Source organism: Micromonospora sp. WMMD882, from assembly GCF_027497255.1.
Lineage (GTDB): Bacteria > Actinomycetota > Actinomycetes > Mycobacteriales > Micromonosporaceae > Micromonospora.
On sequence record NZ_CP114903.1, the window covers coordinates 5,650,372 to 5,662,823 of the forward strand.

A 12,452-nucleotide genomic window follows, 5' to 3' on the forward strand; every position below is an offset into this window, starting at 1 on the left:
GTGGGTGGAGATTGCCGTACGCTCGTACTGCTTGAGCACGTGTCCCCTGAGAGGAGCGCCGGCCGATGGCGAAGATCAAGGTGAACAACCCGGTCGTGGAACTCGACGGCGACGAGATGACGCGGATCATCTGGAAGCAGATCCGAGAGCAGCTGATCCTGCCCTACCTCGACGTCGACCTGCACTACTACGACCTGTCGATCCAGTACCGCGACGAGACCGACGACCAGGTGACCGTCGACGCCGCCAACGCCATCAAGGAGCACGGCGTCGGTGTCAAGTGCGCCACCATCACCCCCGACGAGGCCCGCGTCGAGGAGTTCGGCCTGAAGAAGATGTGGCGGTCGCCGAACGGCACCATCCGCAACATCCTCGGCGGCGTCGTCTTCCGCGAGCCGATCATCATGTCCAACGTGCCGCGGTTGGTCCCCGGCTGGACCAAGCCGATCATCATCGGCCGGCACGCCCACGGTGACCAGTACAAGGCCACCGACTTCGTCGTTCCCGGCCCGGGCACGGTGACCATCACCTACACCCCGTCCGACGGCGGCGCCCCGGTCGAGATGGAGGTCGCCAACTTCCCCGGCGGCGGCATCGCGATGGGCATGTACAACTTCGACGAGTCGATCCGGGACTTCGCCCGGGCCTCGTTCCGGTACGGCCTGGACCGCAACTACCCGGTCTACATGTCGACCAAGAACACCATCCTCAAGGCGTACGACGGCCGGTTCAAGGACATCTTCGCCGAGGTCTTCGAGAACGAGTTCAAGGCCGAGTTCGACGCCGCCGGCCTCACCTACGAGCACCGGCTGATCGACGACATGGTCGCCGCCGCGCTCAAGTGGGAGGGCGGGTACGTCTGGGCCTGCAAGAACTACGACGGTGACGTGCAGTCCGACACCGTCGCGCAGGGCTTCGGCTCGCTCGGCCTGATGACCTCGGTCCTGCTGTCGCCCGACGGCCGCACCGTCGAGGCCGAGGCCGCCCACGGCACCGTCACCCGGCACTACCGGCAGTGGCAGAAGGGCGAGAAGACCTCCACCAACCCGATCGCCTCGATCTACGCCTGGACCCGGGGCCTCGCCCACCGGGGCAAGCTGGACGACACCCCGGCGGTCACCGAGTTCGCCAACACCCTGGAGCAGGTCATCGTCGACACCGTCGAGGGCGGCCAGATGACCAAGGACCTCGCGCTGCTCATCGGGCGGGACGCCCCCTGGCTGACCACCGACGAGTTCATGAACACCCTGGACGAGAACCTGGCCCGCCGCCTCGCCGCCTGAGGCGGCAGGAAGAGTCCCTGCCCGGACGCCGTGACCCGGCCTGGCGTGACGACACGCCAGGCCGGTCGCGTCACCTGGGCCCGGCGCGCCCCGTTGACCTGTTCGGACGCGACGCCAGTCGCGCCAAGCGCCCTGTCCGCTTCGAGAGCCGGGGTCCGTGCCGGCCCAGGTGGCCGGGACCCCGGCCACCGCCGTACCGGCCCAGGTGGCCGGGAACCCGGCCACCGCCTTACCGGCCCAGGTGTCAGGGCACGGCCACCGCCGTACCGGCGGCGTCGACCGTCCCCGCCGGCCCGGCGGCGGCGCGGAGCAGGGCGGCGGCGCGCTCCGGGGCGACGTCGTTGATGAAGACGCCCATCCCCGACTCCGAGCCGGCCAGGTACTTCAGCTTGTCCACCGCCCGCCGGATGCTGAACACCTGAAGGTGCAGGTACCCCAGCTCGCGGTCGACGCGTACCGGCGCCTGGTGCCAGGCGGCGATGTACGGCATCGGCATGTCGAAGAGCGCGTCGAACCGGCGCAGCACGTCCAGGTAGAGCGGGCCGAAGGCGTCCCGTTCCGGGCCGGTCAGCGCCGGCAGGTCGAGCACCGGCCGGTGCGGGGCCAGGTGCACCTCGAACGGCCAGCGCGCCGCCGCCGGCACGTACGCCGTCCAGTGCTCGTTGGCCGCGACCACCCGCTCCCCGGCGGCCCGCTCAGCGGCCAGCACGTCCGCGTAGAGGTTGCCGCCGGTCCGCTCGGCGTGCCGGCGGGCGGCGGCCAGCATCGCCCGGGTCCGGGGGGTGACGAACGGGTACCCGTAGACCTGACCGTGCGGGTGGTGCAGCGTGACCCCGATCTCCACGCCCCGGTTCTCGAAGCAGAACACCTGCTCCACGTCGGGCAGCTCGTACATGGCGGCGGTGCGGTCGGCGAGCGCGTCGAGGACGGTCCGGACCCGGCGTGGTGGCAGGCTGGCGAACGAGGCGTGGTGGTCGTCGGTGAAACAGACCACCTCGCACCGTCCGGCGCCGGGCCGGATCTCGGTGAACGGGGTGACCGCCGTCGGCTCGTCGACGATCCGTTGGCTCAGCGCCGGGAAACGGTTCTCGAAGACGGCGACGTCGTAACTGCCCGCCGGGATCTCACTGGGCCGACCCTCCCGGGAGGGGCAGAGCGGGCACTGGTCGGCGGGCGGGAGGAAGGTCCGGGTCTGCCGGTGTACGGCCACCGTCACCCACTCGTCCAGCAGCGGGTCGTAGCGGAGCTGGGACGCGGGCGGGGGTGGCGGCAGGTCCCGCCGGTCCGGCTCGTCCCGTACCGCGTCGTCCCGCTCGTCGAAATAGATCAGCTCGCGTCCGTCGGCCAGGGTGGTGACCGTACGTCTCATGTCGCTGTCCCTTCTGTCGCCGTCGCGCCCGTCGCGCGGCCTCCCGCCGACCGCGTCACGACGATCAGCTCCTCCACCTGCTCCGCCAGCGTCCGCTGGCCCTCGTCGGGTAGCCGGTCGTCGACCACCACCACGTCGGCGCTGCCCAGCTCACCGATCGAGCAGAGGCCGACCAGCCCCCACTTGGTGTGGTCGGCGAGCACCACCAGCCGGTCGGCGGCGGCGACCAACGCCCGGTTGGTTTCCGCCTCCATCAGGTTGGGCGTGGTGAACCCGGCCCGTTCGCTGATCCCGTGCACGCCGAGGAACAGCAGGTCCAGGTGCAGCGAGCCGATGGCGGCCACGGCGAGCGGGCCGACCAGGGCGTCGGACGGGGTACGGATCCCGCCGGTCAGGATGACGGTCTGGTCCGACCGGTCGGCGCCGTGGAACACCTCGGCCACCCGCAACGAGTTGGTCACCACGGTCAGCCCCGGCACGCCGACCAGCCGGCGGGCCAGCTCGGCGGTGGTGGTGCCGGCGGACAGCGCGACCGCCGAGCCGGGGCGGACCAGCCGGGCGGCGTGGGCGGCGATGGCCGCCTTCTCGGGGAGCTGCCGGACGGACTTCGCGTCGAAGCCGGGCTCGTCGGCCGACGACGGATCGGTCACCGTCGCTCCGCCGTGCACCTTGGCCAGTCGGCCCTGGGCGTGCAGGGTGTCCAGGTCACGCCGGATGGTCATGTCGGAGACCCCGAACTCGGCGGCCAGTTCGGTGACCCGTACGCCGCCGGTCGCCCGGACCCGTTCCAGGATGACCGCCTGTCGCTGCCGCGCCAGCATCGCCGACCTCCGCTCCGCACCACTCCGACGCTCTCGAACGTGTTCCAACAAAGACGAACACTAGCGCGTACGGCACGCAACCCGGAAGGCACGCCTCCGCGCGCGGCTTCCCGCGCGGCTTCCCGCGCGGCTTCGCGGAAACAGGGGTGTCCCGGCCGGAGCATGCCCCGATTTCAGGCAAACGGCAGGCCCGCCCGCCCGGGCGAGGGGCGGGCGGGGTGAGGGGCGGGCGGGGTGAGGCGCGGGACCGAGGGGCGGGTCCGGAAAGAGAGGAGGGAGAGAGGCTCAGGCGGGTTGGAGACGGGGTTCCACCCAGCCGGTCTCGGTCAGCAGGCGCAGCACCTGCTGCACCCCCTCCTCGATCGACATGGTCGACGTGTCGAGCACCAGGTCGGCGTCGTCCGGCGCCTCGTACGGGTCGTCGATCCCGGTCATCCCGGTGAGCAGCCCGGCCCGCGCCCGTGCGTACAGGCCCTTGCGGTCGCGCTGTTCGCACACCTCCAGCGGGGTGGCCACGTGCACCAGCACGAACCCGGCGCCGGCCGACTCGGCCATCTCCCGGGCGGTCGCCCGGGCCTGCGCGTACGGGGCGATCGGGCAGCAGATCGCCAGCCCCCGGTGTCTGGCGATCTCGGCGGCCACCCAGCCGATCCGCCGTACGTTGAGATCACGGTCGGCGCGGCTGAACGTCAGGCCGGCGGAGAGCTCCCGGCGCACCACGTCCCCGTCGAGCAGGGTGATCGTCCGGTCCCCGGCCTCCCGGAGCGCGTCGGCCAGCCCGGAGGCGATCGTCGACTTGCCCGACCCGGAGAGCCCGGTCAGGAAGACCACCAGCCCGCGGTGCCGGCGTGGGGGACGGGCCCGGGTCAGCTCCTTCGCCACGGCCGGCGGGGTGTGCCACTCGGGCAGCGGGAAGCCCCGGTCCAGGTGGTCGTCGATCTCCTCCTGGCGCAGCGGCAGCTTGCGGTTGCGCGGCGGGATGTCGTCCCGCCACCGCCACTGCCCGTCCCGGTTGTCGTAGGCCAGCTCCCGGGGGACCACCACCCGCAGCCCCGCCCCGGAGAGGGTCTCGCTGGTGGAGAGGAGATGGGTCACCCCGTACGCGGCGGAGACCCGGGCCCGCAGCACCGCGTCGCTGATCTCGTCGTGCCGCCGGGCCAGCGGAACGGTCACCACGGTCACCGGCGGCATCCGGTCCCGGGCGGCGAAGATCGTCCGGACCAGGGCCTCGGGTGGCAGCCCGCCGGTGGCTTCCTCGCTCACCGGGATCATCACCAGCAGGTGCGCGCCGAGCGTCCGGGAGGTGTGCGCGATCTGGGCGAGCTGCGGCCGGTGCAGCGGCCGGTCGGCGATCACCCCGAGCACCCGGCCCGGTGGCAGCAGCGCCCTGACCTCCTCCGGGGTGCGGCGCAGCCGTCGGAACGGGGCGTGCCCGCCGTCTCCGAGCCGGTGCACCGGGCCGCCCAGCCCGGCGGCGCCGTCCCGGCCCGGCCAGACGTCCTGCACGTCGAGCGCGGCCAGCGGGGCCCCCTCGCCGTCGGTGAGCACCAGCACCCGCGCCGCCGGGTCGTCCGGGCGCAGCCCCTCGGCCACCGCCGCCGGCACCTGGAGGGTCACCGGCACCGGCCAGGACGTCCCGTCGGCGAGCCGGCCGCGCCGGCTGAGCGAGGTCAGGTCGGCCCGGGTCATGAAGCCGGTCAACGGCGCGTACGCGCCGCTGAGCAGCAACTCCAGGTCGGCCAGCTCGGCCGGACGTGGTGTGTGCACCGGCGCGTCCCGGAGCACGTCGTCGGGCAGCACCCAGCCGTTGCTCATCACACCCCCCACTCGCTGACGGCTCACAGTTTCGCAGCCGACCGGCGATCGGTCGAGAGCGCCACCCTACGATCGTGGCCGATTGCTCACCCGACGGCGTCCAGCGGGGCCGCGCCGAACGAGACGGAGAACCGCTTGCACCAGACGGAGACGCTGGTCAGGTCGGTCAGGTCGACGTCCGGGGGGATCAGGTACGACTGGTCGCCCCGGTTCCCCTTCAACCGGCCCAGCTCCACCCATCGGCCGTCGTCGAATACGCGCCAGCCGGCCACGCCGGTCTTCACCGGCTGGTCGGTCAACCACACCCGCAGATCCGGTCCGTTCGAGGTGTCCAGGTCGACCAGCTCGAGCCGGTGCGTCCCGTCGGGCAGCCGGACGATCCGGGCCGTACCCGAGGTGGCGTGCTCGTGGGTGACGAAGCTTCCCTGCCGTACCAGCGTGGGGGTGGCCGGGGCGGCGGACGGTGATCCGGCCGGCGACGGTCCGGCCGACGGCGATCCGGCCGGCGGTGGCCCGGCGGGCGGCGGCGTGGTGGTGTCGACGGCGGACAGCGGCTCGGCGACCTCGGTGTCGGTGACCAGCTTCCACGGCTGGAACCAGTACAGGCCGAACGCGGCGCCGGCGGCGAGCAGGACGACGGCGACCCAGGTCACCGGGGAACGCGACAGACGGGCGATCATGAGTCGAAGTCTGCTCGACCGGTCGCCGCGCCGGCAGGGGTTCCGGCGTTACGAAAGCCTTACCGCCCCCTAGTGGCTCGGGCCGGCCGAGATCGGGGGCGTGCCCGATGTCGCGCTGGTGCGTCCGCTTTCTAGGCTGGTCGGCGTGACACTGCTCGCGACCGAGTCGCTGACCAAGACCTACGGTGGACGGGTCACCGCGTTGGCCGACCTGACCGTCACCGTCGAACCGGGAGTCGTCGGGCTGGTCGGGGCCAACGGCGCCGGCAAGTCCACTCTCATCAAGATCCTGCTGGGGCTGCTCGCCCCGACCAGCGGCCAGGTCCGGGTGCTCGGCCTCGACCCGACCGACGACCCGGAGGCGGTCCGCGCCCGGGTCGGCTACATGCCGGAACACGACGCCCTGCCGCCCGACCTCTCCGCCGCCGAGCTGGTCACCCACCTCGGCCGGATCAGTGGACTGCCGCGCACCGTCGCCCGGGAACGGGCCTCCGAGGCGCTGCGGCACGTCGGCCTCTACGAGGAACGGTACCGGCCGGTCGGCGGCTACTCCACCGGCATGAAACAGCGGGTCAAGCTGGCCCAGGCGTTGGTGCACGACCCCGACCTGCTGCTGCTGGACGAGCCGACCAACGGGCTCGACCCGGCCGGCCGGGACGCCATGCTCACGCTGATCCACCGGATCGGCACCGAGTTCGGCATCTCCGTGGTGGTCTGCTCGCACCTGCTCGGCGAGGTCGAGCGGATCTGCGACACCCTGGTCGCCATCGACGGCGGGCGGCTGCTGCGCGCCGACCGGATCTCCGCGATGACCTCCGCCACCGACCTGCTCGCCGTCGAGGTCAGCGAGGGCACGGAGGAGCTGGCCGCCCGGCTCGCCGCGCTCCACCTGACGGTCGGGCGGGACGGCCGGATGCTGCTGGTGCCGCTCGCCGACGAGGGCACGTACGACCTGATCCTCGGCGTCGTCGCCGAGCTGGACCTGCCCCTGCACCGGCTCGACCAGCGCCGGCACCGGGTGGCCGAACTCTTCGCACCGAGGGAGCCGAGCAATGCCTGACCCGACCCGCCGCGTGGCGGCGGCCCCCACCGGCCGGGTGGCGGCGGCCCCCACGGGTGTCATCCACGACATCGGCTACCAGCGGTACACCGGGCCGCGACTCGGCCGGTGGCACGTCTTCGGCGCGCTCTACAGCCACGGTCTGCGGACCGCCTTCGGGCTCGGCCGCAGCGCCAAGGCCAAGATATTCCCCTGGATGATCGTGGCGATCGTGGTCGTGGTCGCCGCCGGGCTGGCCGCGGTACGCACCCAGATCGGCCAGCCCGTGCTGACGTACGCGCAGTTCGCCGACTCGATGAGCTGGCTGGTGATCTTCTTCGTCGCGGTGGCCGCGCCCGAGCTGGTCTCCCGCGACCTGCGCAGCGGGGTGCTACCGCTGTACTTCTCCCGGCCGCTGCCCCGCGCCGACTACCCGCTGGCCAAGCTGGCCGCCCTGGTCACCGCGCTCTGGCTGCTGCTCGGCGCCCCGCAACTGGTGATGTTCGTCGGGGCCGCGTTCACCACCGGCGACGGCCTGCGCGGCACCTGGGACGAGCTGCTCGACCTGCTCCCCGGACTGCTCTACGCCGGGCTGTGGGCGGTGGTGTTCGCCTCGATCGGGCTGCTGGTCGCCTCGCTCACCGGCAAGCGGGCGTTCGCCGCCGGTGGGGTCGTCGCGGTGTTCCTGATGACCACCCCGATCGTCGGCACGTTGTCGGTGATGCCGTCGCAGACCCTCAACGAGCTCGCCCTGCTCGCCTCCCCGTCCACCATGGTCTCGGCGGCCGGCGGCTGGGCCCTCGGCGACCTGCTCACCGACGGTGACGGCGACAGTCTGGCCAACCAGATCGGCCGCTTCGGCCCGGTGTACCTGGTCGCCGTCGTCGCCGTGGTCGCCGGCGCGGTGGCGCTGCTGCTCGCCCGTTACCGGAAGGTGGCCTCCTGATGAGCGACCTGACCCTGACCGGCGTCTCCCGCTGGTACGGCAACGTGGTGGCGGTCAACGACGTCACCATGACCCTCGGTCCCGGGGTGACCGGCCTGCTCGGCCCCAACGGCGCCGGCAAGACCACCCTGCTGCACATGATGGCCGGTTTCCTCGCCCCGTCCCGGGGTCGGGTCGTCCTCGACGGCCGGCCCACCTGGCGCAACCCGGACGTCTACCGTCACCTCGGCCTGGTCAGCGAACGCGAGGCGGTGCAGACCTACCTCACCGCGTACGAGTTCGTGCTGGCCAGCGCGAAGCTGCACAAGCTGCCCGACCCGGCGGCGGCGGCCCGACGCGCGATCGACCTGGTCGAGCTGGAGACCGCGCAGGACCGCCGGATCGGCACCTACTCCAAGGGCATGCGGCAGCGGGCCCGGGTGGCCGCCGCCCTGGTGCACGACCCGCAGGTGCTGCTGCTCGACGAGCCGTTCAACGGCATGGACCCGCGGCAGCGGCTGCACATGATGCAGCTCCTGCACCGGCTCGGCGACGCCGGCCGGACCATCCTGTTCAGCTCGCACATCCTGGAGGAGGTCGAGCAGGTCTCCGGCACCGTGCAGGTGATGGTCGCCGGCCGGCTGGCCGCCTCCGGCGACTTCCGCACCATCCGCCGGCTGATGACCAACCGGCCGCACGTGTTCGCCGTGCAGTCCACCGACGACCGGGCGCTGGCCGTGGCGCTGATGGCCGAGCCGTCCGTCAACGGCGTCGAGCTGGACCGGGCCGGGCTGACCGTACGGGCCGGCGACTACGGCGCGTTCACCCGGGCGCTGCCCCGCATCGCGCTCAAGGAGGGCATCCGGGTGCGCCGGCTGCTCCCCGAGGACGAGTCCCTGGAGAGCGTCTTCTCCTACCTCGTGGAGGCCTGACATGTCCACCGTCACCTGGATCACCGCCCGGGGCCTGTTCGGCCGCCGCCGGTTCCTGATGCTCGTCCCGCTGCCGGCCCTCCTGGTCGGGTTGGCGGTGCTCTCCCGGGCGCTCGGCGTCGCCCCCGACGCCTGGGGGCCGCCGGTGCTGGTCGGGCTCGGCCTGGCCGTGGTGCTGCCGGTGGTCGCCCTGATCGTCGGCACCGGCGTGCTCGGCGCGGAGATCGACGACGGCACGGTCGTGCACATCCTGACCAAGCCGCTGCCCCGCTGGCAGATCCTGCTGCCGAAGCTGGGCGTGGCGGCCGGGGTCAGCGCGGTCACCGTCGCCGTGCCGCTCTACGTCGCGGGCGTGCTGGCCCACTCGGTACGCCTCGGTCTGGCCCTCGCCCTGGCCTCGGCGATCGGCGCGCTGGCGTACTCGGCGTTGTTCGTGGCGCTCAGCCTGGTCACCCGCCGGCCGGTGCTGCTCGGCCTGGTCTACGTGCTGGTCTGGGAGGGGCTGCTGGGCAACTTCGTCAGCGGCACCAAGGTGCTCTCCATCCAGCAGTACGTGCTCGCGTTCGCCGACCGGATCGCCCCGACGTCGCTGCTGACCACCGACGTCTCGCTGACCGTGTCGGTGGTGATGACCGTCCTGGTGACCGTCGGATTCACCGTCCTGGCCGTCGACCGGCTGCGTTCCTTCTCGGTCGCCGGCGAGACGAGCTGACCCACGTCGGGTGACGGGCCCGCCCCGACGTCCACGCGGCGTCGGGGCGGGCCCGTCCCTGCTCAGAACGCGCAGGCGACGACGAGCTCGGGAGTACGGTCGGGCAGCGGGTCGAGCCGGGCGATCCGGCCGGCGGCGCGGACGTCGTCGGCGACCAGGGCGAGCTGGTCGAGGACGGCGGCCGGGCCGAGCGCCTCCGCCAGCGGCACCTCGGCCCGCATCGACAGTTTCCGCTCGGACTTGGCCCGACGCACCTGACCGAGGGCGTCACCGGCCAGCCGCAGCAGCGCCGGATCGCCGTCGCCCCGGATCGCCCGGTCCACCTCGTACGTGGTGGGCCACGGCGCGCGGTGCACCGATCCGTACCGCCACCACGACCAGACCTCCTCGGTCACGTACGGCAGCACCGGGGCGAACAGCCGCAACTGCGTCGACAGGGCGGTGGCCAGGGCGGCGCGGGCCGAGTCGGCGCCCGGCCCCTCCCCGTACGCGCGGTCCTTCACCAGCTCGATGTAGTCGTCGCAGAACCGCCAGAAGAACGCCTCGGCCGCCTGCAACGCCGCCGTGTGGTCGTACCCGTCGAAGGCGGACGTGGCGGTGGCGACCACGCCTGACAGCTCGGCGAGCATGGCGGTGTCCAGCGGGGTGGTCGCCGGGGCGCGCAGCGCGTCGGCGGCCCCCAGCCCGAGCGCGAACCTGGACGCGTTGAGCAGCTTGGTGGCCAGCCGCCGCCCGACCCGGATCTGGGCCGGGTCGAAGGCCAGGTCCATGCCGGGCCGCCCGCTGGCCGCCCAGTACCGCACCGCGTCCGAGCCGTGCTGCTCCAGCAACGCCATCGGGGTGACCACGTTCCCCTTGGACTTGGACATCTTCTTGCGGTCCGGGTCGAGGATCCAGCCGGACAGCACCACGTCCCGCCAGGGCAGCAGGCCGTGTTCCAGGTGGGCGCGGACCACCGTGGAGAACAGCCAGGTCCGGATGATCTCCTGCCCCTGCGGGCGCAGGTCCATCGGGAAGACCCGGGCGAACAGGTCCGGGTCGGTCTCCCAGCCGCCGACGATCTGCGGGGTCAGCGACGACGTCGCCCAGGTGTCCAGGACGTCCGGGTCTGCGATGAAACCGCCCGGCTGGCCGCGTTGCGCCTCGTCGAAGCCGGGCGGCGGCTCACCGGACGGGTCGACCGGCAGCGCGGACCCGTCGGGTGTGAGAGGGTGGGAATGGTCCGGCTCGCCAACGTCGTCGAGCCGGTACCAGACCGGCACCGGCACGCCGAAGAACCGCTGCCGGCTGACCAGCCAGTCACCGGTGAGGCCGCCCACCCAGTGCTCGTAGCGGTGGCGCATGTGCCCCGGCGTCCAGGTCAGCTCCCCGCCCCGGGCCAGCAGCTCCGCCCGCAGGTCGGCGTCCCGGCCGCCGTTGCGCAGGTACCACTGCCGGGTCGAGACGATCTCCAGCGGCCGGTCGCCGCGCTCGTAGAACTTCACCGGGTGGGTGATCGGGCGGGGCTCGCCGACCAGCTCACCGGCGTCGGCCAGCAACCCGACCAGGGTCCGTCGGGCGGCGGCCACGGTCTGCCCGGCCAGCGCCGCGTAGGGCGCCGCCGGCACCCCGGCCGGCGGCTCGGGCAGCAGCCGACCGTCCCGACCGATCACCACCCGGGTGTCCAGCTGAAGCTCCCGCCACCAGGTCACGTCGGTCAGGTCACCGAACGTGCAGACCATCGCGACCCCGGTGCCCTTCGCCGGGTCCGCCAGCGGATGCGCGCGCACCGGCACCTCCACCCCGAACACCGGGGTACGCGCGGACGTGCCGACCAGGTCCGCGTACCGCTCGTCGTCGGGGTGGCAGACCAGCGCCACGCAGGCCGGCAGCAGCTCCGGCCGGGTGGTGTCGACAAGCGCCTCCCGGCCGTCCGGCCCGGTGAACCGCAGCCGGTGGTACGCGCCGGGCCGCTCCCGGTCCTCCAGCTCCGCCTGGGCCACCGCGGTGGCGAAGCCCACGTCCCACAGCGTCGGCGCCTCCGCCTGGTACGCCTCACCGCGTGCCAGGTTCCGCAGGAACGCCCGCTGTGAGACGGCCCGCGCCGCCGGCCCGATCGTCGTGTACGTCAGGGACCAGTCCACCGACAACCCGAGCCGCCGCCACAGCGCCTCGAAGACCTGCTCGTCGTCGGCGGTCAACCGCTCGCACAACTCGACGAAGTTGCGCCGGGAGACCGGGGTCGGGTCCCTCCGGGCGGCGTCGTCCACCGGGGCGGGCGGCGGGGTCCACGCCGGGTCGTACGGCAGCGACGGGTCGCAGCGCACCCCGTACACGTTCTGCGCCCGACGCTCGGTGGGCAGCCCGTTGTCGTCCCAGCCCATCGGGTAGAAGACCGTCCTGCCGCGCATCCGCTGGAACCGGGCCACCGTGTCGGTGTGCGTGTACGAGAAGACGTGCCCCATGTGCAGCTCGCCGGATACGGTCGGCGGCGGGGTGTCGATCGCGTACACGTTCGCGCGCTCCTTCGAGCGGTCGAACGCGTACGTGCCCTCCTCCTGCCAGCGGCGCGCCCAGGTCTCCTCGATGCCGTCCAGGGTGGGACGCTCGGGGACTCCGGCGCGGGCCGTCCTCGCCGTGTCGGTCATCGCACGATGGTAGGGCGACCTCGCGGGTCCCGCCCGGGGTATTCGCCGCGCCTGCCGGACGGTCACGGGTGCGTGACCGTGGGTGTGTCGTGCCCCCTGATCCTGCTCCGGTCGCCTGTACGGGCCCGCTCCCGTCGGTTGTGGACGGACGCCTCCCTCGCCCCGTCGGAGCGCTCGGCCGGCCGGGCGAGGGATGCGCTGTTCGGAGACTGTCGAGCTGCCCCAGATATGGGGCAGGCACCCCCGACC

At 72.9% G+C, this 12,452-nt stretch carries 10 protein-coding genes; 5 read left to right on the top strand and 5 right to left on the bottom strand.

The window, feature by feature from the left end:
* Window positions 1-65: 65 nt before the first annotated feature.
* Window positions 66-1,283 (top strand): NADP-dependent isocitrate dehydrogenase, encoded by a 1,218-nt coding sequence (locus O7606_RS24385; RefSeq protein WP_281596328.1) that lies wholly within the window; start codon window positions 66-68, stop codon window positions 1,281-1,283.
* Between the two features lie 244 nt (window positions 1,284-1,527).
* On the opposite strand, the gene galT is transcribed toward O7606_RS24385, so the two are convergent.
* The 4 genes from galT to O7606_RS24405 all read right to left on the bottom strand — a co-directional run bounded on the left by galT (window position 1,528) and on the right by O7606_RS24405 (window position 5,968).
* Window positions 1,528-2,652: a galactose-1-phosphate uridylyltransferase gene (gene galT / locus O7606_RS24390; RefSeq protein ID WP_281596329.1), complete on the bottom strand. Its 1,125-nt coding sequence runs from the start codon at window positions 2,650-2,652 to the stop codon at window positions 1,528-1,530.
* Window positions 2,649-3,473 carry a DeoR/GlpR family DNA-binding transcription regulator gene (locus O7606_RS24395; protein ID WP_281596330.1) on the bottom strand — a complete coding sequence of 275 codons (825 nt, stop codon included), beginning with the start codon at window positions 3,471-3,473 and terminating at the stop codon, window positions 2,649-2,651. The genes galT and O7606_RS24395 overlap by 4 nt, the downstream gene beginning before the upstream one ends.
* Window positions 3,474-3,758: 285 nt before the next feature.
* Window positions 3,759-5,288 carry an adenylyl-sulfate kinase gene (gene cysC / locus O7606_RS24400; RefSeq protein ID WP_281596331.1) on the bottom strand — a complete coding sequence of 510 codons (1,530 nt, stop codon included), beginning with the start codon at window positions 5,286-5,288 and terminating at the stop codon, window positions 3,759-3,761.
* Window positions 5,289-5,374: 86 nt separating this feature from the next.
* Window positions 5,375-5,968: a DM13 domain-containing protein gene (locus tag O7606_RS24405; protein ID WP_281596332.1), complete on the bottom strand. Its 594-nt coding sequence runs from the start codon at window positions 5,966-5,968 to the stop codon at window positions 5,375-5,377.
* 145 nt (window positions 5,969-6,113) lie between these two features.
* Between O7606_RS24405 and O7606_RS24410 the strand changes: the two genes are divergently transcribed.
* Genes O7606_RS24410 through O7606_RS24425 form a run of 4 tightly spaced genes read left to right on the top strand, consistent with a single transcriptional unit; the run spans window position 6,114 to window position 9,576 of the window.
* Window positions 6,114-7,028, top strand: coding sequence for an ABC transporter ATP-binding protein (locus O7606_RS24410; protein WP_281596333.1), 915 nt, complete (start codon window positions 6,114-6,116; stop codon window positions 7,026-7,028).
* Window positions 7,021-7,953 (top strand): ABC transporter permease subunit, encoded by a 933-nt coding sequence (locus tag O7606_RS24415; RefSeq protein ID WP_281596334.1) that lies wholly within the window; start codon window positions 7,021-7,023, stop codon window positions 7,951-7,953. The genes O7606_RS24410 and O7606_RS24415 overlap by 8 nt, the downstream gene beginning before the upstream one ends.
* A complete protein-coding gene (locus O7606_RS24420; RefSeq protein ID WP_281596335.1) occupies window positions 7,953-8,864 on the top strand; it encodes an ABC transporter ATP-binding protein in 912 nt (303 codons plus the stop codon). The genes O7606_RS24415 and O7606_RS24420 overlap by 1 nt, the downstream gene beginning before the upstream one ends.
* Before the next feature lies 1 nt (window position 8,865).
* Complete coding sequence (locus O7606_RS24425; protein ID WP_281596336.1) at window positions 8,866-9,576, top strand: ABC transporter permease; 711 nt, start codon at window positions 8,866-8,868, stop codon at window positions 9,574-9,576.
* Between the two features lie 62 nt (window positions 9,577-9,638).
* Here O7606_RS24425 and valS read toward each other — a convergent pair whose 3' ends face one another.
* Window positions 9,639-12,203, bottom strand: a complete 2,565-nt coding sequence (gene valS / locus O7606_RS24430) for a valine--tRNA ligase (RefSeq protein WP_281596337.1) — start codon at window positions 12,201-12,203, stop codon at window positions 9,639-9,641.
* Window positions 12,204-12,452: the final 249 nt, after the last annotated feature.